Raw genomic sequence first — 22,666 nt, 5'->3', positions numbered from 1 at the left:
CGGCAACGACGTTCGTATTGCTACTACAAAGGGAATGGTAATGATCTTGGTCACGGCCGCTTTCGGCCATCAAGGCAAGTTGCTCCTACCCAAGCTCGCCGCGTCGGGGGTAAAGGTCCGCGCGGCGCGCGGCAAACCGGGTCGGGACGATGAACTATTGGCACTGGGGGCCAGCGAAGTATTTGTCGGCGACATCAGTGACCCCGACGTCTACAGCGAAGCTGCGGACGGATGCGATGCTGTCTATCACGTCGGCCCGAGCGCACATCCCAAAGAGCTCGAAATGGGTTTCGCGGCAATTGAAGCCGCCAAACGGGTCGGTGTTCGCCATTTCGTCCTCAGTTCGGTGATGCACACGATCATCGACATCAAGCAGCATCGCTACAAGCGCGACGTAGAAGAAGCGCTCATCGAATCCGGGTTGAACTTCACCATCCTCAAGCCCTGCGATTTCATGATGCGAGAATTGCATGTCGCGCCCGTGGACCGAGGCGTCTTGCCTTGCTTCTGGACCGACTTGTCGCGCAAACACTCCTACATAGCCATGGAGGACCTCACCGACGTGGCAGCCAAGGTTCTGTTGGAGGGTTCGGCCCATTACTGCGCTTCCTATGAGCTCGCGGGCCCCGATAAGCTCGACGCCCCGGAAATGGCGCGCATCCTGTCGCGTGTTGTCGGCAAGGACATCGAGGTCCTGTCCTTGACTCCGGACAAGATGATCGAATTGTTCTATGGCTCAGCTGATCTCGGTGACAAGTTGCCGCACGAGGGTGAAATCGTGTTCTCGATCCAGCGGTGGTATTCGAAGTTTGACTTCGTCGGCAATCCCAACGTGCTGCAGTGGCTGTTGGGCCGTAGACCGACCACGTTCGAACAGTTCGCGACCGCGGCGTACGCCGACAAGTAGCCCGGTCACTAGGTGATGGATACGCCGCCGTCGACCACGATCGTCTGCCCGGTGACGTAGCCGGCGGCGGGGGAGGCCAGCCAGACCGCGGTGGCGGCGAGTTCTTCGGGATCGCCTTTGCGGCCGAGAAGCATTCGCGGTGCCATGCTGTCCAGGTAGCCGGGCAGGAGCTGGTCGGTCATCTCCGAGGCGAAGAACCCGGGTGCGATCGCGTTGACCCGAATTCCCTTGCGGGCGCTCCACTGCTGGGCGAGGTCGCGGGTCAGTCCGATGATCGCGGCTTTGCTGGCGGAGTAGGCGGCTTGGGGCAATGATGCGGTGGTGATGCCCAGGATGCTGCCGATGTTGATGATCGAGGAGCCGGGCAGCATCACTCGTGCGCAGGACTGGGCGGCCCAGAACGAGCCGTTGAGGTTGATGTCGACGACATCGCGGAATTGCTGCGCAGTCTCCCGGGTCGCCGGGACGGCGGTGCCGATGCCCGCGTTGTTGATCAATATGTCGACCCGTCCGAATTCGGTCATCGCCGCATCGACCATCGCCTGGACCTGTTCGGGGTCGACGACGTCCGTCTCGACACACAGGGCCCGCCGGCCGGCACCTGCGACCAGGCCGGCGGTGTCGTCGAGCTTGCCGCGGCGGCGGGCGGCCAGCACCACGTCTGCGCCTGCCTCGGCGAATCCGCGGGCGAAGGCGACGCCGAGCCCGGACGATGCGCCGGTCACGATGACCACGCGGTCGTTCATCTGGAATCTGTCGGCAATACCCATAGTTGGTCACCTTTGATCGAGTCATGGCTTGCACCAGGTCATTTCAGGCACAACATGCGCGTACTGCGACGAAGAACTTCGGTGTGGCTGGGGCCAACCTCTGGCACCGCGCACCGTCCGACAGGGCTGATCCCCATCATGGGAACCTGGTCCCGTCCCTCGGCAAACTACGGCTGAAGGGTGGAGTCCCGTTGAGCGCCCATAGGTTTCCCCGAGTGCTGCACCGTAGCAACACCCGAGCGAGACTTTGCCCGACGTGTCGGGGCGCCGGCGAAGGCTTGAGCGATCTCGAGCCAGCCGGTTGCCACCCGCCCTTCAGCCACCAGCGCGGTCTCGGTCCAGTGACGGCGCTGGGTGGCGACCAGCGCGAAATCCTCAGCCGGTCCGGCGACGCGGTTAAGCGCGTCGCCGGGTCCCCACGTCCACAGTTCTCCTGTGGCCGCACGCAATTCGACGAATACGGGCTCCTCTGGAACCGCGAGGTCGTGGATGGTGTGGGTGAACGCGAACGTCGAAACACCGAGATGGGCGATGCTGCGCAGGCCGCTGCTGGGCGGAGGCACCACGCCGAGTGCGTCGTAGATGTCGCGTCCGTGCGCCCACGTCTCCATCAGCCGAGCCGTGGCGCATGACGCCGCACTCATCTCCGGGCCGAACCAAGGTAGGCGCGCTTTCGGGTCCTGGTCCGACAACGCGTCGATAAGTTCGGCGCGCGAGGAAATAAGCCAACTCAGACACGCTTCCGGAGTCAGATCCCGATTATTCTCCGCGACCCGCTCCGGGATATTGGTATCAGCGGCCAACAACGTGTCAGCGAACATGCGGAACTCCGCGGGGTCGCGCAGCGCCGTCAGCGTCGCGTCGTCAAAGTATGCTAAATGGGTGACCTGGTCCTGGATGGCCCACCCGGCCGCCGGGGTGGGGATCGTCCACATCTGGTTGGTCAATCCCGATAGGTCTTCGATCAGGTGATCGGACTCGCGGCGCAAGTCGCTCACCAGCTGCAGATAGGCGTCGCGGTTCACAGGTCAGTGTCCCTTCCAGGCCGAGCGGTCGTCGCGGCGTGCGACTGGTGAGATACGTCTGACTAACCTCGGTGATTGGCTGCGATGATTCATGGCAATCGCGTCGCCTGACGTCACATCGAAGGCACGTCGGCGCTGGGGGTTGTCGGCGATGGAGCGCATGAGGTTGCTCAGGCGCGTGTGGTGAGCGCGTCGACCGGCTTGCTTGCCGCGGCGACTCCCAGGCCCAGCCGCTTGGCGATGATGTCGTTCATCACCTCGTCCGCGCCGGCTCCGATGCGCTGAAGGCGGCTGTCTCTCCACTGTCGGCTGACGCGGTACTCATCCATGTATCCCGCGCCCCCGTGCAACTGCACGCAGACGTCCGCGATGCGGCACTGAACTTGGGCGGCGTATTTCTTGACCATGGAAATTTCGAGGTCCTCGGGCACCCCCTGGCCGACCTTTATCGCTGCGGAGTACACGAATGCCTTGGCCGCCGCGAGTTCGGTCGCGGCATCGGCGAGCTTGTGGGCCACGACCTGCTGGGTGGCCAGCGGCGCGCCGAACGCGTGCCTGTTCTTGACGTATTCGATCGTCTCTTCCAGCGCGACGCTGGCCTGTGAGACCGACAGCACAGCGTTGATCAGTCGTTCCATCTGTAATTGCGACATCAGCTGTGCGAATCCCTGGCCTTCCACCTCGCCGATGAGGTTGCGGGCCGGCACGCGTACTTCGTCGAGAAACAGCTCTGCAGTATCCGAGGATCGCATCCCCACCTTGCTGAGTTTGCGCGCCACCGAGAAGCCGGGCAGATCGGTGTCGACCAGGAAAAGTCCGATACCGCGGTGGCGAGCGGAAGGATCGGTCGTGGCAACCAGGGTGCAGAAGTCAGCTCGAGTGCCGTTCGTGATGTAGGTTTTGCTGCCCGTGATCACGTAGCTGTCGTTGTCGCGACGGGCCCGGGTTCGGATCGCCGCCACATCCGAGCCGGCACCCGGTTCGGTGATCGCGATCGCGGCGATCTTCTCGCCAGAGATCGCGGGAGCTAGATAGGCGTGCTTCTGCCACTCGGTGCCAAAGCGAGCGATGGCGGGCGTTGCCATATCAGTCTGTACGGCCAGCGCCATCGGAATGGCCCCGCATCCGCACCGCGAAAGCTCCTCGGCAAGGATGACAGCGGCCAGGTAGTCGCCACCGGCTCCGCCGTACTCCTCGGGATAATGCAGACCCAACAGGCCGAGCTCGCCGGCGCGGCGGAACACTGAATCGGGAAAGTGCCCGGTCGCCTCCCACTCGTCGACGTGCGGCTCGAGTTCCTGACTGACCCAACGCCGGATCGATTTGCGCAGTGATTCGTGCTCCTCGGTGAACATCGGTTTCACACCCTCTCGCTTCTCGGAACCCGCGGCAGGTGATCCTGACGCGGGCGTCTCGTTGACACTCTAACTGACTATCCGTACGGTTAGCGAGATATGGATGGCACAGCGGTCGTACCGCTGCACCTGACTTGAGGGGAGGCGCCGATGAAGGTACTGAGCGATTTTCACGCTGGAGACCGGTGGACCACAGTCGGTCGCACTGTGACCGAGGCTCACATCGTGGGATTCTCGGGCCTCACCGGCGACTTCTACCCGCTGCACACCGACGAGGACTACGCGCGGACTACCGAGTTCGGAACCCGAATCGCGCAGGGACCGTTGATCTTCTCGATCGCCGTCGGCCTCGTGTCGCAGTCAGAGGTGTTCGGCGGTGCGGTGCTGGCCTACCTGGGTGCCTCGGATATCCGTCATCTGCGCCCGTGCCCGATTGACACGACCATCCGGGTGCGCGTCGGCGTGATTTCCACACGGCCCGGCCGGCACGCGGACCGTGGCTTGTGCGTGCTCGAATACGTCGTCCTCGACAGCGACGACCTAACGCTGATGACCGCCCAGCTCACGTTCTTGATGCGTGCCGAACTCGCTCAGCCCGTGACTGCAAAGCGCAACGGGGTACGCGCGTGAACTACGACGGCTATACCTGCCTGGACATCAAGCTCGACGAGGACGTCCTACGAGTCACCATCGATCACCCAGACAACGACCTCAACACCGTCGACGACCCCCTACACCACGAGCTCACGGCACTGTTCCGCGAACTCAAGCAAGAAAACGTCGCCCGCGCGGTCCTGCTGAACGGGCGGGGTAAGGCATTCTCAGCCGGGGGCAGCTTCCACTGGTTCCAGACTCTGCGCACCCCGAGTCGGTTGGCCGACCTCAACAGAGACGCCAAACAACTGATCTGGGATCTGCTCGACGTCGAGGTGCCAATCGTGACTGCCGTCCACGGCTACGCGATGGGTCTGGGTACAAGCATTGCCCTCTTCAGCGATGTGATCTTCATGGCCGAAAGCGCCCGCATTGCCGACCCGCACGTGCGCGCCGGGATCGTCGCCGGCGACGGTGGCACCGTGGCGTGGCCGATGGCGGTCGGCCCGGCGCGAGCCAAGGAATACCTCATGACCGGTGACGCGTTGACCGCTGCCGAGGCCGAACGCCTGGGCTTGATCAACCGGGTCGTGCCCGACGACCAACTCGATGAACAAGCGATGGCCTTCGCCCGCAGGCTCGCCGCCGGAGCGCCCCTGGCCATCCGCTACACCAAGATGGCAGTCAACAAGCTGATCAAGCAGTCGCTGGGCGTGGCCTTCGACATCGCGACAGCCCACGAACTGACCACCTTCATGAGTGAAGACCACGTTGAGGCGGTCGACGCGTTCTTCGGAAAGCGGCCACCCCGGTTCACCGGACGATGACAATCAAGCCTCGACGGCACAACTGATCTGGGTCCAGGGGTCACCGTGCCGCACACGAGGTCGGGCAACCCGCGCTGACCTCGCCCAGTCACCCACGGATGAGAAGAGCAACAATCGATGACGTTCCGTCCTGCGGCGGTTGTGACCGGAGGTGCTTCGGGCATCGGGGCCGCCACCGCCGCCCGCATGCGAACGGCCGGCTGGACGATCCACGTCCTTGACCGCAATGTCATCGCGACCAGCGATGGTCCCGCCGATGGTGCCGGTCCCGCGCGATTCACCCATCCCGTGGACATCACCGACTTGGCTACCCTCAGTGACATTGCCGCCTCGATCGGACCGATCGACGCTCTCGTGACGGCGGCTGGGGTGAACCTTCGACCCGACGACGGTCCAGTCGATCGCCTCTCCCTGGACGCGTGGCATCGGACCCTCGATGTGAACCTCACCGGCACCATGCTCACTGTTCGGGCATTTCTCCCCACGCTCACCGACGGTGGTGCTGTGGTCACGGTCGGTAGCACTGCGGGACTCGCCGCCACACCGGGGGTTGACGCGTACACCGCGTCGAAAGGCGCCATCATCGCGCTGACCCGCGTCTGGGCCTCTGACTTCGCGCGCTTCGGCATCCGAGTCAACTGTGTCTGCCCAGGTAACACCGACACCCCGCTACTCGATGGTATCCTGGCCGGCATCCCCGACGAGCGCCGGGGACAGACACCCCAACAACGGACGGCCACCGCCGACGAGGTCGCCGAAGTCATTGCCTTCCTTGCCTCGTCGGCGCCCTCGTACCTGTCCGGGGCGATCATCCCGGTCGATGGTGGGGCGACAGCACACCTGGCCGGAGTGCCCTTCGCACGCCGCCGTGCGCCACGCACGGGACCCTGACCGCGAATGAATTCCCTGGCTGCTCGCCACCGCGCCAGATGCTCTGCCGGGTAGCGCATCTGCGTTACTGTCCGGATCACACGCAGAACCGGATCAGCGCGGACAGTTATCCGGGGCGAGCTTGCGCGCAAATCGGTCGGCTACCCAGCTGCCCACCCGTGCGATGTCGATCTCGGGGTGATCGGTGTGGTCTCCAGGCCGGAGTTGATCGTAAAGCGTGGTGTGCGCAGCGCACATGGCTTTCACAGCAACATCGGTCCACTGTGTGGAGACCAACGAGTCGTGGTCACCGCGAGTAATCATCACCGGGATGCTGGTGTGTGCACGCCACGGCAGGTTCCCGTCGGCCAGGTACTTCGCCAGGTCAGTCTTGGCGGCCTCGGAGACGAACTGGGTGTCGGCAGCAGTCACCTGGCCGAGCAGCGAGGCGAACTTGGTGACGATCTCAGAGGCGCACGTGTTGGCGATCGCCGGCGCATCTTTGAGAAGCTCACCCCGCAATACTGACGAGTACTGGAACGCCGGGTAGTGCTGCTGCGCGCCGTACACAATGAACGGCAGGATCCCAAGCTGGACTGCCGTCAAGGTTTTGTTCTCGATCCCTGCGACGAAATCTAGCCGCAGGGCCGGCGAGGCCATGGCATTGCCGAGGATGTGCAACTCCGGCGTCAGCTCGGTCAGGGACGCGGCCGCTTCACTCGCCCGCCCACCTTGCGAAAGACCCACTAGCACAATCCTGTTCGATAGGTCATCGCGTGCCGCGCGTGCAGCCCGGGCTGCGTACAGCACATCGCGCGCCTGGCTGCCCGAGTCAAGGTATGGGTGGCGGCCGGGGCCGCCAAGTCCTTGGTAGTTGGTCGCCGCCACGGCGACTCCGCGGCTGAGCAGCTCGGCTATCAACGGATCGGATCCTGTTGGTGCGCAGGACTGTATGACACCTGTGGTGCCGTGAGCGTAGGCGGCGAGCGGCCACCCGCCCGGCGGCGCATGTCCTTGCGGCAGGTACAGGCGCGCTTCGACGTCAATGAGATCGCCGGCGGGCGTCACCGATCGGTAGCGGTAGCTCTGCGCCCGCACGTCGGTGGCGGTGTACTGCGGGTCCGAGTCCATTGGTCCTGCGTGCACGAGTGCACCGGCACGGTCCACGGGCGCCGATGGGTGGCCGGATACCGGCGGCGGGACGGTACCGCACGCGACGCTTACTAGCGTGACGCTGGCCGCGAGCAGCGCGGCGGCGATTCGCGGCAGCGCGTTCATAACGTAAGTGCTCCAATCGATTTCAGCACGTCCGGCGGATGGCGACGGAACTGCTCAGTACCTGGTCCACGTGATCCCAAACGCACTGTTCTGAGCAATGACTCACCGTAGCCACGGTGCGATCTAAACGCAAGATGCCGTGCCTTAGGGCTCATTGACGCCGACGAGACTTTCCCGACCGAACTTTCGGGCTTGATTTCGGTGCAGTAGCTGTCGTCACTCCCTGGAGTACCGCATGGACGATCGCCGCGGAGTCCAGCGTCTTGATGTCCTTACTGCTCAATAGCGCACGGGCAAGGAACGGACCCATCAGAAGTTCGAAGATGAGCCGGTAATCCGCGGTGGCGGGCAGCTCGCCGCGATCTTTGGCGCGCTCGGCGATCGAAGCGCAATGTTCCAGGCGGGCACTGAAATACACGCCTCCCAGTTGGGCCAGGGCCGGATCAGACGAACGGATGGCGCCCATGAGGGCGGTTCCCAGTGGCGATTGATAGAGCGCCAGTACGTCGTCGAGCATCTGGGTGAGCTCGTCGTGAAGGTCGCCGGTGTGTGGGACAGGCACCGCGGTGTCGACAGCATCCAACAATGCCTCGCAGATCAGCGTCCCCCGATCGCCCCAACGTCGGTAGATGGAGGTGTGGTGCACACCGGAGCGTTCGGCGATGGCAGTGATGGTCGCCGAATCGATGCCCTCTTCGAGAAGGATTGCGGTCGTTGCTGCCAGGACATCGCTGCGAACTCGGGCGCTGCGGCCACCGGCGCGCCGTACTGGTTGTGCCATGTCCTCGATTCTAATGCTCAGATCCTTGCGTTTTCATTGCGGTGCATCGCCCCATGCTGTCGGTTGTGAATCCAGCGGTACGTTCAGCGACCTTAGGAATATCGATGTCATCACGTAATGACCAGTGAGAAGGGCGATTTCGGCAATCTGTCGGTTGGTGAAGTCGGCCGTGAGCGTCTCGACAGTCAGTGGGTCGATGGTGTTGGAGACTGCGGCGTCGACGTAGGCGACGATCTTGGCCAGTCGGGGATCGTGGAAGCTGGCGTGTTTGGTGAGCAGTTGATCGATGACGGATTCATCGATCCCCACGGACGTTGCTATTCCTTTGTGCTGCATTGCCTCATAGGAGTTGTCGAGCAGTCCCGCGACCCGCAGGATGATGGTTTCGCGGTCTTTCGGCGCCAGCGTTGCGTATCGGAACGACATTCCGAGATTCAGGTAAGGCTGCGCGGATGCCTCGGCGAGCAAAAGGTATTGCGTCAGGTTGGCGGGAAAACGGTCGTAGACCGCTCTCTGATCGTCGGTGAGCGCCTGGAGTGCGGGAGGGACGAGCATCGGATCTCTTTCTGGTTCGTATGTGGCGATATCAATGTGTAATTGGGGCAACTGAGAGCTGTTCTGCCGCTGGATGGTTGACCGAAGCGATCGTGGGTTGAATCCGGCTGGAGAACGCGATGGCGAGATGTCGGCGATCGGCTGGGTGATCGATGGTGCTCGTGACGCCGACGGGGGATAGGGATGTGTTGCACCGTCGAGGACCATGTGTACGACGGTGCCCGGATGCAGGGATGTCACACTGTCGCCGCCGAGTAGTGCGCTGGCAAGAATGGGGCCCATCAACTGTTCAAATACGAGTCGGTGGTCGGCGTCTTCGGGTAGTTCGCCGCGTGCCTTGGCGCGTTGGGCGATCACGGCGCAGGACTCGAGTCGCGCGGCGAAGTAGCCGTGCCGCAGTTCTTCTAGCGCTGGGTCTCTCGATCGCAATGCGTCCATGAGAACCGGTCCGAGGGGGGACCGGTACATCGAGAGCACATCCTCGAGCACGTGCGTGAGTTCTTCGCGAAGGTCACCGATGTCCCGGACGGGCACCGCGGTGTCGACCGCGTCGCGCAGAGCATCGCAGATCAATGCCGACCGATCGCCCCACCGGCGGTAGATGGAGGTGTGGTGCACGCCTGAGCGTTCGGCGATGGCGGTGATGGTTGCCGCGTCAAGGCCGTCTTCGAGCAGGATTTCGGTCGTTGCTGCCAGGACGTCACTGCGGACGCGGGCGCTGCGGCCGCTGGTGCGCCGTGCTGGTAATGCCATGCCTCAAATTCTAAAGCACAAACACTTGCGTTTACGGTTCGGCAGTGCTTAAAGTGGGCTAATGCACAAAACGGTGCGTTTGGGATCGAGAGAACCAGTGGGGATGGCAATGAAGCTCTTCGTTATCGGCGGAACGGGATACATCGGGTCGGTGGTGTGCGAGCGGTTGCTCGCCGACGGCCACACCCTGCGGGGTCTGGCTCGTAGCGATGAATCCGCCGCGCAGCTCGCCGAGGCAGGAATCGACCCGGTGCGAGGGTCGATGGGTGATGGCGAGATCATCGGCGCGGAGGCGGCAGCAGCTGACGGGGTGGTGCAGATCGCCACCGGCGGATTTCTGAGCCAGGCGCTGGAGACGGTCAGCGAAACGGTGGTGACCACCGACGCGATCCTGGCGGCGCTCATGGGTACCGGTAAGCCTTATATCGTCACCGGCGGCACCGGCGCCTGGATGGATACCGGCCTGGTCAACCCGGAGCGGGTGGTCACCGAGGCGGACCCGATGACCCCGCCCTACTTCTACGTGCATCTGGCCGAGATCACCAAGAAGATCCTCGCGACCGACAGTGTTCGGGCCATCGTCATCTCGCCCGGGCAACTGTATGGTCGCCGAGGCGGCTACATCGGGCCCATCGCCCGGATGTTCAACGGCCTGCGCAAGCACGGCGTGGTGCACGCGGTCAACTACGACAACGCCGTCACGTTCGTCCACGTCGATGACCTGGCTGACCTCTATGCCCTTGCGCTGCAGAACCCTTCGGCCCGTGGACTGTATTTCGCGGCGACCGATACCGTTCCGGTTCTGCAGGTGGCCAAGGCGGTCAGCGCCGCCGCCGGACTGGGCGGTGAGCTTGAGATGGTCGACTACCTGACGATGCGAGCACTCAACGGCAGGTTCAACGAACTCGACTTCTTCGGCAACGTCCGTGCCACCAGCGCCAAAGCGCAGAACGAACTGGGCTGGCAACCTCACCGGCCCGGCGTCATCGAGGATCTAGCCGGATTACCGAAACCGCTTGACCCGAACAGTGTTTACCCCGAACCCAAGCGTCAAGCCGCCGCCGCGCGAGTGTCCTTCTAGACCGACGGGTAGGCAGAATGATTATCGGCACCCATCCGGCGGCCCCGCGACTTGGGGCCACGGATGCACCTGCCCCATCGCGTCGATCGACCTCGACGCACCGCGTCTTCCGCATAAATAACAACCACAGACCGAAGGTGATGGAATGCGTTGGGTAAGTTACAGCAGCAACTCGGGACGACACGTCGGCCTGTTGGATCAAGAAACCGTGCGTGCGGTGGACGGAGTCACCGATCTGGTGGCGTTGCTCGGCGATGACGGGCAGACATTGCGCGATGCAGCGCGAGCAGCGCACCGACACCCGGCGGAGGTCGTCGAGTTGACCGATGTCCACCTGCACGCACCGATCTCCAGACCGCCGTCGATCCGCGACTCGCTGTGTTTTCTGGATCATCTCCGCGGGTGTCGGCAAGCCATGGGTGCACCCGCCGAGCTACCTGCGGTGTGGAATTCCGTGCCGGCGTTCTACTTCGGTAATCCCGCCTCGGTGGTAGGGCCGTTCGATGATGTCGCGATCTCGCCAGGATCGTCGCTGTTCGATTTCGAGCTCGAGGTCGGTGCGGTGATCGGCCGTGGTGGCCGGGACCTGCATCCCAAGCTAGCCGAAGCCCACATCATCGGATACACCTTGTTCAACGACTGGACTGCTCGCGATCTGCAGGCCATCGACATGGAACTGGGGATCGGGATGGGGAAGGGCAAGGACAGTGCCACGACTCTGGGTCCGTGGCTGGTGACCCCAGATGAACTGGAACCTTTCCGCCGAGACGGGCGACTGTCGATCGAGCTGCGCGCTTTCGTCAATGATCGCGAGATCACCTGCGGCACTTTGGATCAGGCGGACTGGACGTTCGGAGAGATACTGTCCTACGTCTCTCGCGGCGTCGACCTGGTTCCCGGGGACGTCATCGGATCCGGCACGGTGCCCGGGGGCTGCCTGTTCGAGCACACCCGTATCGATACCCGCGAGGACCCCGCCAGCTGGCTCGCTGTCGGCGACGTGGTGCGGCTACAGGGCGACGGCCTCGGTTCGACCCGCCAAACGGTACGAGCGGCCAACCCGGTCCATTCGCTACCGGACCGAGCGGCCAACCCCATCTACGCGGTGGCGAATCGCGTGGAGGTCCACCAGTGACACTGCCATACACCAAAGGACTGCATCAGGTCGGCGACGGCGTCTGGGCCTGGCTGGCCCCGGATGGCAGTTGGGGCTTGAGCAACGCCGGTCTCATCGCCGGTGAAAGCTCAACCCTGCTGGTAGACACGCTCTTTGACCTCGAGCTCACCAGAGAAATGCTCGCTGCCATGAGCGCGATCACCGGAGTCCGGCCCATCGCCGACCTGGTCAATACCCACGCAAACGGCGACCATTGCTACGGGAACCAGCTGCTCGACAACGCAGTGCGCATCCACGCCGCACCCGAAGCCATCCACGAAATGCACGAAGTGCCCCCACAGGTCCTCGACACAATGTTGGGCACGGATCTCGGACCGACACTGACCCCTTACCTCCGCCGCATCTTCGGGCAGTTCCGATTCGACGACATCACCGTCCGGGTACCGGACACGACCGTGAGCGGCACGACCACAATCGACGTCAGCGGACGGGTAGTGCAGGTACTGCCGTTGGGCCCAGCCCACACACACGGTGACGTCGCAGTGTGGGTACCGGACGCCTCGGTACTGTTCACGGGCGATCTCTTGTTCATAGACGGAAGTCCCATCATGTGGGCGGGTCCGACGGCGAGCTGGATCGCGGCGTGCGACACGATGCTCGAGCTGAATCCGTCGGTGGTCGTTCCCGGGCACGGTCCCGTGACCGATGCGTCGGGCATACGCGCGGTCCGGGACTACATGGTCCATGTCGGCCAGGCGGTCCGCGCCGGCGTCGAAGCTGGGAAGACCTGGCAACAGACAGCGACCGACATTGATCTAGGCCGCTTCGCGACATTGCCTGACGCAGAACGGATTGCGATCACGGTGTACCACGAATTCCGTGCCCTCGATCCGGCAACCCCACCCGCCGACATAGCGGAACTGTTCACCGCGATGGCGCAATGGGACGCCACACGGTGAGCTCTGCCGACCCGTGCCGCGCACTGCTCAAAAGGCAACTACAACAACGGCTTCAGCCCACAACGCGATGACCCACCCAAAGCGCTCGCAGGACCGAGGTGACAAGAATAGGGCGGCGATTGTCAATGCGCTCCGCCAGGTGCTCACTCAGCAGGCTTTTACCGACGTGTTGGTATGCGACATCACGCGCCGGGCCAGTATCACCAGATCGTCGTTCTACTGCTACTTCGATTCTAAGTTCGACGTGTTAGCTGAACTGCTCAATGAGTCGATCACGGCACTTGATCGGTACGACGCCGCGTTCGCCCCACGTCGCAGCGACGAAAGCGATGCGATCGTGGTCGATCGGGTCGTAGCGGCGATCACAGCCGTCCTCGCCAGCAATGATCCGACGCTGGTAACTTGCCGCGCCAACCAGCACCTCGATAGTCGGATCGCCCACGGTCTCGATGAATTGCATGCGACGGTGGTAGCCAAGGTGGAAGGCGTAATTGAGCACGACCGCGTCGACCGAACATGGACGGCCCACGATGACCGTAAGGCGTTGATCGCGACGTTGACTGCCGTCACAGCGGCCACAGCTGCCGGCTATGGGTTGTTCGTTGGTCACGAGCGGGATCGCGATCTAGAACGGCTACTACGGGTCGTCAAAGGGTTGTGGCTGCGCGCGCTGTCAGGCTCAAAGCCTCAGTGCGGTGATGCGCATTAGCCTGCCGAGGCAGTCGTTAGACGAGCCGGCGCGCATCAGGACTGATCCGCTTCCGGCCCGGTCCTGGCTTGGTCACCAATCCCGCTGGCGGGTTGTCTCGAATGCGACCGTATTCGAGAGTCTCGCAACTTTGTGTCAACGAGGGGCGGCCAGCGTTGACTAGCTCGTCCACGCGATGTTCGACGGGTGCGGCGAGCGTCGAGCAGTGTCCCGCGTCGATGTCTGCTTGGTGGTTGACGAAGGGGGCGCGTTCCTTCGGGTCAATGACATATCGGTAAGCGGGTGGTGAGGTGGCGGTCTGTCTACGATCGGGAGCGTGCGTCCAGGAGGCGGCGCTCAACCGTTCGGTGTGGGGCCTCCTGATAACGGAAGGTCCGCCCACGATGGCAGAAGCACAGCATCGAGACCCTGTTCGCCGCGACATCCTGCCGGTCCCTGATGTGGCGCATGTGGGGTTGACGACCTACGACGCCAAGGACCCGGACACTAGCTATCCGCCGATCAGGGATGTCCGTCCGCCCGATGGCGCGCCCAACGTCGTGGTCATCCTGATTGATGACGTGGGGTTCGGTGCTAGCAGCGCGTTCGGCGGGCCGTGCCAGACCCCCAACTTCGAGAGGCTGGCCTCGGGCGGGTTGAAGTACAACCGTTTCCACACCACGGCGCTGTGCTCGCCGACGCGCCAGGCGCTGTTGACGGGCCGCAACCATCACTCGGTCGGTATGGGTAACATCACCGAAACTGCCACCGCTGCACCGGGTTACACTTCTGTACTGCCCAATACCAAGGCCCCGCTGCCGTTGACGTTGAAACTCAATGGGTACGCCACCGCTCAGTTCGGTAAGTGTCATGAGGTTCCGGTGTGGCAGACCAGCCCGGCGGGACCTTTCACTGCATGGCCGACCGGCGGCGGCGGGTTCGAGTACTTTTACGGCTTCATCGGTGGGGAGAACAATCAGTGGGACCCTGCACTGTACGAGGGCACGACGCCGATCGAGCCGCCGAAGACACCCGCCGAGGGCTACCACCTGACCGAAGATCTGACCGATAAGGCGATCAACTGGGCGCGTCAGCAGAAGGCGTTGCTGCCCGACAAGCCGTTCTTCATGTATTTCGCGCCGGGTGCCACGCACGCCCCGCATCAGGTGCCCCAGGAGTGGATCGAGAAGTACAAGGGCAAGTTCGCCCATGGCTGGGATCGCCAGCGCGAGATCACCTTCGGGCGGCAGAAGGCGCTCGGAGTCATCGCTGAGGACGCCGTGCTCACCCCACGCGATGCGGAGATCCCGGCCTGGGACGACATGGACCCGGCGCTGCGCCCGGTGCTGGAGCGCGAGATGGAGGTCTACGCGGCGTTTTTGGAGCACACCGACCACCACGTCGGTCGGCTGCTGGACTCGCTCGGGCCGGTGCTCGACGACACGCTTGTGTACTTGATCATCGGTGACAACGGTGCGTCCGCAGAAGGCACGTTGCAGGGCTGCTTCAACGAGATGGCCAATTTCAACGGCATGGCCGACATCGAGACCCCCGAGTTCCTGGCGTCCAAGATCGATGAGTTCGGTGGGGAAGGTTCCTACGGCCACTACGCGGTCGGTTGGGCGTGGGCGATGGACTCCCCGTATCAGTGGACTAAGCAGGTGGCGTCGCATTGGGGCGGCACCCGCAACGGCACTATCGTGCATTGGCCCAAAGGGATTGAGGACAAGGGTGGGCACCGCAATCAGTTCAGCCATGTCATCGACGTCGCGCCCACGGTGCTCGAAGCGGCGGGCATTCCAGCGCCGACGATGGTCAACGGCGTCCTGCAAAGCCCGTACGAGGGCACCAGCATGTTCTATAGCTTCAATGACGCCGACGCGCCTGAGCGGCACACGACGCAGTACTTCGAAATGTTCTGTAACAGGGGCATCTACCACAAGGGGTGGAGCGCGGTGACCAAGCACCGCACGCCGTGGGCGATGGGCGGTCAGGTGATGCCTGCCTTCGATGATGACGTGTGGGAACTCTACGACGGCAACGTGGATTGGACGCAGGCCAACGACCTATCGAAGGAGAATCCGGACAAATTGCATGAGCTGCAACGACTCTGGCTGATCGAGGCGGTCAAGTACAACGTGCTCCCGCTTGATGATCGCCAGATCGAACGCATCAACCCCGCCACCGCCGGACGACCGTCGTTGATCAAAGGCAACAGTCAGTTGCTGTTCGCGGGCATGGGGCGGTTGTCGGAGAACAGCGTCGTCGACATCAAGAACAAGTCGTTCGCCGTCACCTCGGAGGTCCAGGTGCCCGAGAACGGGGTAGACGGGGTAATCATCGCCCAGGGCGGTCGATTCGGCGGCTGGAGCCTGTATGCCAAGGACGGTCGGGCCAAGTTCCACTACAACGTCCTGGGCATCAAGTCATTCAGCGTTGACGCTGTCGCCCCCATCCCGGCGGGCACCACTCAAGTGCGCATGGAGTTCACCTATGACGGCGGCGGCATGGGCAAGGGCGGTGAGGTCACGCTTTATTACAACGGGACCGAGGTTGGTCGGGGCCGTGTCGAGCAGACCCAGGGCTTCATCTTCTCCGCCGACGAAACCACCGACGTCGGCTACGAATCCGGCACCACCGTCAGCCCGGACTACACCGCCCACAGCAGCAGGTTCACCGGCAAGATCGACTGGGTGCGGATCGACCTCGGTGAGGACGCCAAGAATGCCGACCACTACATCGATCCCGACGAACGCTTCCGGGTGGCAATGGCGCGCCAGTAATCACGGTCGCGATACCGCCGTCTCGCAATAGACCACATTTGAGACGGAGCCAACGCCTGATTCTGTGTTGGCGGCCTACCGGTGCTTGGTCGACTCTGTCTCAACGTCAGCCTGATCTTCTGACACAGGCTGCCGCGTTCCACGCCTGTCCGTGATGGCGAACAGCATCTCGGGCTGCGTCCCCGCCGAGCGCATCTGAGCCCCGCGCCTGGTGCGGGTGGTTTTCCTGTTTCTGGAGGACCGCATTCCGAAGCTCGCTATGGAACATCGGCAGGGGTGGCACTTCAGGCGAGCATGGCGAGCTATCGCGCTGCATTCCGATGGCGTGGCCGATGAGTTTGAGCTGAGTAAGGTGCTGCCAATGACCCACACCCCTGAGCCGGCGAACAGCCCTGAGCCGCCGCTCGAACCGGTCGCGGCTCGCCTCCTCGATGCGCAAGTGAGGTTCGCAATGCAACAGCTGCGCGGCGAGAACTACAACAGCTTGGTGCTCGATGAGATTGAGCATGCGTTGGCGGAGGCGTCGCAGATCACGCTGGCTGAGGCGGTGACACCCGCGATGATCAAGAACACCGCCGCGAAGTACGCCGTGCAGGTGCCGGTGGAAGGTGGCATCGCGGAACTAGTCAGCGAGGTTGCTTCGCGGCTGTTTGCGCTCACCGCGACCACTGACATCAGTTTCGGCGAGGTTATCGACGGGCGGCGTTTCGGTGAGCTCAGCGCGATGGTGGTCGAGTTGGGCGTCACCCAGCGAGTGCTGGAGCGAATTCTGAGCAGCGAGGCGTTCGCTGACTTCTTTGTGATGTTGGTTCAACACGCGTTGGCGGAATCTGTCATGCAGGGTGGCAAGTCGTTGACCCGTGGTCGACTGGGCCGCATTTTCGGCGGACTCGGCGCCCGAATGCCACAGGGTTCGGTCGAACGGTTGGAGCTTCGTGCGGAGGGTTTGGCGCGCCGTGGTGCCCGGTTCCTACTCGCCCGCACTCATGCAGACGAAAACGTGCTCGTCGAGGCGGTCAACGAGCTGTGGCGCCGTAACCTCGACAGCCCGTTGTCGTCGGCGCTTTCGGTGATTTCGGTCAACGACGTCGAGGACGCTGTTGTGCCGGTCTACGAGTTCTGGCGCACCTTCCGAGACACCGACTACTTCCGGGCTCTCCTCGATGAGGGCATTGACCAGGTCTTCGAAAAGTATGGCGATGTCAGCCTTTACGATTTGCTGCTCGATCTCGGGGTGGGGCGTGAAGACATGCTCGAGGAAGCCTTACGTTTCGGCCCTCCGGTGATCGCCTTGCTCGACGAGCGGGGCTATCTGGAGTCGGTACTGCGGCGTCGGCTCATCCCGTTCTACATCTCGGATCAGTTCCGGGAGGCTTTGGCGGGACGCTAGTGAAGGTCCAGCGGCGGTGGATAGCAACGCCAACGGCATCCAATGGTGATGCCGGTCAACACGGCAGCGTTCAGCGACAGTTTCAACGGTGTGTCGAAGAAGCCCAACAGCACGACATCATCGCCGCGCTGGGTCATCTGCGCCTCGGTAGAACACAAATCCGCGCTCGAACCGCGGCAACGATGAGGGTAAGCACACCCCTGCCAGAAATTAACGAATTCGACAATTCTTACCGGAAGTTCGGCGCACTGTTCAGACCTGGTTCAGTAATCCGCTCGAACGCAGGCGGAACCCGCGGCTGGGGTGTGGGGGAGCATCCAGTCCATAGCGGACCCGTGTGGAAATCCGTTTGTGGTGACCGTTGCGGCTCAGTGGATGACGAGGTAACGCTGAAGATCGCCCCCGGTCGGGGGAACCGGGGGCGATCAACTTCAGCGAGACTGTCCCACCCTCGCAGTGCGAGACGTTATAACCGTCGTATTGGGATTCCGTATCAAAAATGTGGGTTACGAGTATCGATTCCATCGACACGCTGAATTCGTGGACCTGACCCAGCGACCACCGTCGCGTAGGAAGTACAGCGGGTTGACCGCTCCTTGCCGCTCTTGTGTCCGGTGTTAGTGACCAGGGCGACCGGAATGTTCTGGAATGTTCCGCCGAGACCCTCTCCGCCGCCACGGTGGTACATGAAGGTGTTGATACGTGCCTGCCACTTGGTGAGGTAACGGAACAACGGCGAGTTCAGAAACCACTGCGGCGGTGTTATCGGGGCAATCAGATTGATCCTTCGTTCTCTTTGACAGGGTTCATCGGGTAATCGTGTCCCGCGCCAGGGTTCGATCGAGCCAGTCGAACATCCGTTGGTGTGCGAGGGAGAGCGCGCCGACGTGGCAATGTTCAGCTGCGCCTTCGTTTCTGGTGAATCGGGCGATGGTGGTCGGCGCGGTCATGACCTTGGCAAGTGCATCAGGCTGACCTGCTGAGAATTGGTCTTCCGCGGCATCGAGGATGAGGCTGGGGGTTTTGATCAGATGTGCCAGATCGGTGAGGGAGTACGCGCTGGTGCGCCTTATGAAGTCGGCGTAACTCGCCCCGCCCACCGCCCATCGCCCGTGGTTCAAGCCCCAGCGTGCCTGCGTATTGAACCGGGTCATGAGCCCGATCAGCAGATTCGGAATGCGGTCTCGCTCACGGTCGATGAGGTGCATGAGCGGCCCCGGGATCGCCTTGTCGTAGACCTGGTGCCAGTCGAGTAAACCGTCGTCGAGGATCAGCGCCGCAGCGCGGTCATCTTTGACGGCGGTCCGAGCGACGAGATAGGCCCCGAAGCTGTAACCGAAGTGGACGATCGCCGTCGCATCCACCGCGGAATGCGCGACGGCGTAGTCGATGACCGGCCCTAGGACGGCCTCCCAATCGGGCCGGAACCTGAGTCCCTGCTCGCGGATGACGGCGCCCTGTCCCGGGCCGTCGTAGGCAAGGACGTTGTACCCACGCCGTATCGCAGCACCAGCGACGGCAAACCAGGACTCCTCGGCCGTGGAGTCGTAGCCGTTGGTGTAGATCACGGTGGGACGCGGCACGGGCCGGTCGTCGACAAGAAAGAGATAGCCGGGAAGCTCGGTGCCTTCGTAGGGGATCGAGACCGGTGTGGCCGGGGTGTCGAAGAGTTCGATTGCGTGCGTGAACATCTGGCGTGACAGCCTGGAAAGCCGTTGCACGTCTGGGTCGTTCGCCGGTGCGGCCCGCTGGAAGAACTCGGCGTTTCGGTAGTAGTTGGAGGCCCGCAGGAACGCTTCGCGGGCACTGACCCGGTGACCGGCGCTGCTGGCCGAGTGGGCGATATCCGCGACGCGGTCGGCCGTCGCAGACCACTCCCGCAACCACGACGCGTCCTGTCCGGCACGCACACCGCGCATCGTCGCCACGATTTCCCCGATGTCGCCACCCGAGTAGACACCGGCGCCGGCAGCGCGCAGCGTCTCGAAGGCGTAGGCCTCGTCCTTGATGAGGAATGTCATGATTTACCCTAAACGCTAGAAAAATATCGTTAAGACGAGGATAGCTCTAGGGGGTTGGGCCGTCAAGGGCTCCTTGTGACCGCCTAAGGTGCAGGCTTACCGAGGCGGATTGTGGATGATGAAGGAGGCGCGTATGCCCATGCGCAAGGACGAGGCCGTGTCCGATGCCGCAACTGTCAGGACTCGCCCCGGGGGCCGCTCCGAGCGCGCGCGCATCGCTGTGCTGGACGCAGCATTGAATCAACTGATCACACACGGTTACGACGGCCTGACGGTCGCAAACGTGGCCCGCGAGGCCGGGGTTGCCGAGACCACCGTGTACCGGCGCTGGCCAACCCCGGCAGACCTCGCCGGCGGCGCGTTGGCTCATCTCGCCCAGGTCGACAATCCGCTGCCCGACACCGGCGCGCTGGAAGGCGATCTGCACACCCTGCTCTCGCAGATCATCAGGCTGGTGCGCCGCCCGGAAGTTGAGCGGATCCTGCGCGCGGCCGCGGCGCTGGACGGCGGGAGCCCTGCATCCGCGGAGGCTCGAAAGTCTTTCTGGCAGAATCGATTTACCGGCGCAGCACTCATCGTTGACCGCGCGATCGAACGCGGCGAACTGGCCGCCGACACCGATCCCTACGCTGTCATCGAACTACTCGTCGCCCCAACCTATGTACGCCTGTTGCTGCTGGACCGACCGATTGACGACGAACTACTGGAGGGGTCCGTCCAGCGGACCCTGAAAGCTTTCGGCGCAACCGATCAACCGCGACCTCGGACGAACTCGCGCCGCGCGTGATGTCAGTACAAGCGACGGCTCATCAGTCTTGAGATACTCAGCGAGGGCGCGGACGAATCGGCTCCGGCAAGAAACTGCCGTCATTCTTGCCTACTTCAGTGGCCATCAGCTCGTTCAGTAATGCGTTCATCCGCAGTATGAGATCTCGGTTCTTCCGCGGATCTAGCGCCAGATTGTTCGTCTCCTGCGGATCGACTTTGAGGTCGAATAGCTGGATGTCGTTGTCGCGCAGAATCTCTTGGAGGGTCATCGGCGTATTGAAGTTGTTCGGTGCGTAGTAACGCGCGAACTTGTACTGCCCGTCAAAAGCGAAACTCAAGAATCCGCGCTTGTTGAGCTTGCTTCCCAGCTCGGTCAACGGGGGCGCCGGCTTACCTTGAAGCAGTTGAGTCATCCCTGCCACGCAGTAGTCGGAATCGATGGTGAGGGGCCCGACGTAGTTGAACAACGCGCCGCGGCGCACGGCTTGTGGACCCGCTGTCCCAGCCGTGGCCAGCACGCCGGAGAAGTCGTGGCCGGGTAGACCCTTCACCGCCTCGACGCGCTGACTCTCCGGCACCTTGGCGAGCCCGGGCAGTGACGGCATCAGGTCCAGATGGCTGGTCACCACATCGGACGATTGGCCCTGGGGATAATCGGGATGCACGACGATCAACGGCACATGCGAGTTGCCCTCGTAAGCCATCGGACCTTTGCCGCGAATACCGCCATGATCGCCTGCCATCTCACCGTGATCCGCGGTGAAGATCACCACGGTCTCATCCCAGAGAGCAAGTTCGTCCAGTGCATCCTCAAGTTGTTGCAGACTAAGGTCCGTATCCCGAATCATGTTCAGGTAGTAGTCATTGAAGACTTCCCACATGTCTGGACGGTTCGTGGGAATGGTGCCGAGAACACCTTCCCATCCGGTGTGGTATTCGGCCAAGGCCGCAGGCATCCCTGGCGCAGAGAGTGATTCGGTCAAGGTCGCCGAGGGGGCGGTTCGCCAGCGTTGGCTGTACAGCGAATTCTTCGGCGGCGTGACGATCGATTCTTTCGAGATACCCTGCTGCACTTGAGGTGTGCCGGGAACGTTGGCGTCCGCATACATGATGTCGTGTGGATTCAGATAGCTCATGATCAAGAAGAATGGTTGCCCGGATTCGCGAAACTTGGGCACGTTGCGACGAAGCCAGCGGACTCCTTCGCCTGCGGTATACACATCGGTGTCGTAACCCTGATTCGGCGCGCCGACTTTATCGCCGTCCGGCTGATAGATGTCAAAACCGTAGGGCCGCAGCGCTTCGCTGTAGTTGACCGTCGGCTTGGGCGGGATGATCTCGGCTTCCATTTCCCACTTGCCGAAGAACGCGGTCTGGTAACCGAGCTTCTTCATCATCGAACCCATGTTGGGCTGGTCTTTGGACAGGTTCGGCACCCAACCCGTCTCCATCTGATCGAAGACCCCGTTGACTTGCGGTGGATGCCCGCTGTAGAACGCCGCACGGGAGGGGGTGCACATCGCCGAAGCGATGTAGTGGTTACGAAAGGTGATCCCTTGCCGCGCAAGGCGATCCAGTGCGGGTGTGTTGTAGCCGGCGGCCGCAGGCAAATCGAACCGGGTTTGGTCGCGGATGACCAGGATGACGTTCAGCGGCTGGTTCGCCGGCCGAGGCGTTGCCGGGGACGCGGGACCGTTGACGTCGGGCGAGGAGTGCTGCTTGCGATTTGCGCGATCAGAGCCCTGGACTGCGGTGGCGGCCGCGGCACCCGCAGCGGCACCCAGACCGAGTAGTCCGGCGCCGCCGAGCAAGTGCCGCCGAGTCACCTGCCCTGAGGGCCGCGCGGTTGGCTCTGGTGACGTCGCCGGAACGTCGGGTCCTTCGGTCATCTGACGGCCATCGTCGTACCGCGACGTGTCGATGCGATCACATACATGGAGACGTCCTCCTGACGAGGCAACCCCGATCTGTCGTGCTGAAGCCTAGTTCGAAGTGGTGGTGTTGCGCGCGTCATCCTTGACGGAGTCGTTGTCAATGCAAAATGTGCGGGACCAGGGTGGGATCACCTGTGGTGCCCGATGCCGAACGATCCCCGCGTCCCCGAACACACACATCGATGTCACGAATGAAGACAGACAGCCTCT

The 22,666-nt window shown here is 62.8% G+C and carries 18 protein-coding genes and 2 pseudogenes; 10 read left to right on the top strand and 10 right to left on the bottom strand.

All coding sequences use genetic code 11. From position 1 onward, the window contains the following. Positions 1–46: 46 nt before the first annotated feature. Positions 47–907 carry an SDR family oxidoreductase gene (locus ABIA30_RS06205; RefSeq protein ID WP_370063053.1) on the top strand — a complete coding sequence of 287 codons (861 nt, stop codon included), beginning with the start codon at positions 47–49 and terminating at the stop codon, positions 905–907. 8 nt (positions 908–915) lie between these two features. Here the strand turns inward: ABIA30_RS06205 and ABIA30_RS06200 are convergent, their stop codons facing one another. The 3 genes from ABIA30_RS06200 to ABIA30_RS06190 form a co-directional block, all read right to left on the bottom strand. Beyond that, entirely contained in the window at positions 916–1,677 is a 762-nt protein-coding gene (locus ABIA30_RS06200) for an SDR family NAD(P)-dependent oxidoreductase (RefSeq protein ID WP_370063051.1), read from the bottom strand. A gap of 167 nt (positions 1,678–1,844) precedes the next feature. Then, positions 1,845–2,702 carry a TIGR03084 family metal-binding protein gene (locus tag ABIA30_RS06195; RefSeq protein ID WP_370063049.1) on the bottom strand — a complete coding sequence of 286 codons (858 nt, stop codon included), beginning with the start codon at positions 2,700–2,702 and terminating at the stop codon, positions 1,845–1,847. Positions 2,703–2,872: 170 nt separating this feature from the next. Beyond that, entirely contained in the window at positions 2,873–4,057 is a 1,185-nt protein-coding gene (locus tag ABIA30_RS06190) for an acyl-CoA dehydrogenase family protein (protein WP_370063047.1), read from the bottom strand. A gap of 150 nt (positions 4,058–4,207) precedes the next feature. Here ABIA30_RS06190 and ABIA30_RS06185 point away from each other — a divergent pair, with 150 nt between their 5' ends. From ABIA30_RS06185 to ABIA30_RS06175, 3 genes are all read left to right on the top strand, one after another. Further along, positions 4,208–4,687 (top strand): MaoC/PaaZ C-terminal domain-containing protein, encoded by a 480-nt coding sequence (locus tag ABIA30_RS06185; RefSeq protein WP_370063045.1) that lies wholly within the window; start codon positions 4,208–4,210, stop codon positions 4,685–4,687. Next, entirely contained in the window at positions 4,684–5,478 is a 795-nt protein-coding gene (locus ABIA30_RS06180) for an enoyl-CoA hydratase/isomerase family protein (RefSeq protein ID WP_370063043.1), read from the top strand. The genes ABIA30_RS06185 and ABIA30_RS06180 overlap by 4 nt, the downstream gene beginning before the upstream one ends. Before the next feature lie 117 nt (positions 5,479–5,595). Next, positions 5,596–6,369: an SDR family NAD(P)-dependent oxidoreductase gene (locus ABIA30_RS06175; protein WP_370063041.1), complete on the top strand. Its 774-nt coding sequence runs from the start codon at positions 5,596–5,598 to the stop codon at positions 6,367–6,369. Positions 6,370–6,462: 93 nt separating this feature from the next. On the opposite strand, the gene ABIA30_RS06170 is transcribed toward ABIA30_RS06175, so the two are convergent. From ABIA30_RS06170 to ABIA30_RS06160, 3 genes are all read right to left on the bottom strand, one after another. Then, entirely contained in the window at positions 6,463–7,626 is a 1,164-nt protein-coding gene (locus ABIA30_RS06170; RefSeq protein ID WP_370063039.1) for a lipase family protein, read from the bottom strand. Between the two features lie 151 nt (positions 7,627–7,777). Beyond that, positions 7,778–8,407, bottom strand: coding sequence for a TetR/AcrR family transcriptional regulator (locus ABIA30_RS06165; protein WP_370063037.1), 630 nt, complete (start codon positions 8,405–8,407; stop codon positions 7,778–7,780). Positions 8,408–8,440: 33 nt separating this feature from the next. After that, a complete protein-coding gene (locus ABIA30_RS06160; protein WP_370063035.1) occupies positions 8,441–9,715 on the bottom strand; it encodes a TetR/AcrR family transcriptional regulator C-terminal ligand-binding domain-containing protein in 1,275 nt (424 codons plus the stop codon). 109 nt (positions 9,716–9,824) lie between these two features. On the opposite strand from ABIA30_RS06160, the gene ABIA30_RS06155 reads away from it, so the two are divergent. From ABIA30_RS06155 to ABIA30_RS06135, 5 genes and pseudogenes are all read left to right on the top strand, one after another. After that, entirely contained in the window at positions 9,825–10,796 is a 972-nt protein-coding gene (locus ABIA30_RS06155) for an NAD-dependent epimerase/dehydratase family protein (RefSeq protein WP_370063034.1), read from the top strand. Between the two features lie 145 nt (positions 10,797–10,941). After that, positions 10,942–12,872: pseudogene (locus ABIA30_RS06150) on the top strand (fumarylacetoacetate hydrolase family protein). A 67-nt stretch (positions 12,873–12,939) separates the two neighbouring features. Then, entirely contained in the window at positions 12,940–13,581 is a 642-nt protein-coding gene (locus tag ABIA30_RS06145; protein WP_370063032.1) for a TetR/AcrR family transcriptional regulator, read from the top strand. A 383-nt stretch (positions 13,582–13,964) separates the two neighbouring features. After that, positions 13,965–16,343 carry a sulfatase-like hydrolase/transferase gene (locus tag ABIA30_RS06140; RefSeq protein ID WP_370063030.1) on the top strand — a complete coding sequence of 793 codons (2,379 nt, stop codon included), beginning with the start codon at positions 13,965–13,967 and terminating at the stop codon, positions 16,341–16,343. A gap of 361 nt (positions 16,344–16,704) precedes the next feature. Further along, positions 16,705–17,733 carry a hypothetical protein gene (locus ABIA30_RS06135; protein ID WP_370063028.1) on the top strand — a complete coding sequence of 343 codons (1,029 nt, stop codon included), beginning with the start codon at positions 16,705–16,707 and terminating at the stop codon, positions 17,731–17,733. On the opposite strand, the gene ABIA30_RS06130 is transcribed toward ABIA30_RS06135, so the two are convergent. The 3 genes and pseudogenes from ABIA30_RS06130 to ABIA30_RS06120 all read right to left on the bottom strand — a co-directional run bounded on the left by ABIA30_RS06130 (position 17,730) and on the right by ABIA30_RS06120 (position 19,754). Next, on the bottom strand, positions 17,730–17,870 hold the full coding sequence (locus tag ABIA30_RS06130; protein WP_370063026.1) for a hypothetical protein: 141 nt from the start codon (positions 17,868–17,870) through the stop codon (positions 17,730–17,732). The two genes, ABIA30_RS06135 and ABIA30_RS06130, sit on opposite strands and share 4 nt — an antisense overlap. Before the next feature lie 417 nt (positions 17,871–18,287). After that, a pseudogene (locus ABIA30_RS06125) lies at positions 18,288–18,508 on the bottom strand (nitroreductase/quinone reductase family protein); the annotation flags it as partial. 31 nt (positions 18,509–18,539) lie between these two features. Then, positions 18,540–19,754 (bottom strand): alpha/beta hydrolase family protein, encoded by a 1,215-nt coding sequence (locus ABIA30_RS06120; protein ID WP_370063024.1) that lies wholly within the window; start codon positions 19,752–19,754, stop codon positions 18,540–18,542. Positions 19,755–19,893: 139 nt separating this feature from the next. On the opposite strand from ABIA30_RS06120, the gene ABIA30_RS06115 reads away from it, so the two are divergent. Continuing rightward, complete coding sequence (locus tag ABIA30_RS06115; protein ID WP_370063022.1) at positions 19,894–20,541, top strand: TetR/AcrR family transcriptional regulator; 648 nt, start codon at positions 19,894–19,896, stop codon at positions 20,539–20,541. Positions 20,542–20,578: 37 nt separating this feature from the next. On the opposite strand, the gene ABIA30_RS06110 is transcribed toward ABIA30_RS06115, so the two are convergent. After that, on the bottom strand, positions 20,579–22,411 hold the full coding sequence (locus tag ABIA30_RS06110; protein WP_370063020.1) for a sulfatase-like hydrolase/transferase: 1,833 nt from the start codon (positions 22,409–22,411) through the stop codon (positions 20,579–20,581). Positions 22,412–22,666 lie beyond the last annotated feature (255 nt).

It is taken from the genome of Mycobacterium sp. MAA66 (assembly GCF_041261665.1).
GTDB lineage: Bacteria > Actinomycetota > Actinomycetes > Mycobacteriales > Mycobacteriaceae > Mycobacterium.
The sequence above is the reverse complement of the archived record's forward strand: the minus strand, read 5'-3'. Positions and strand labels throughout refer to the sequence as shown.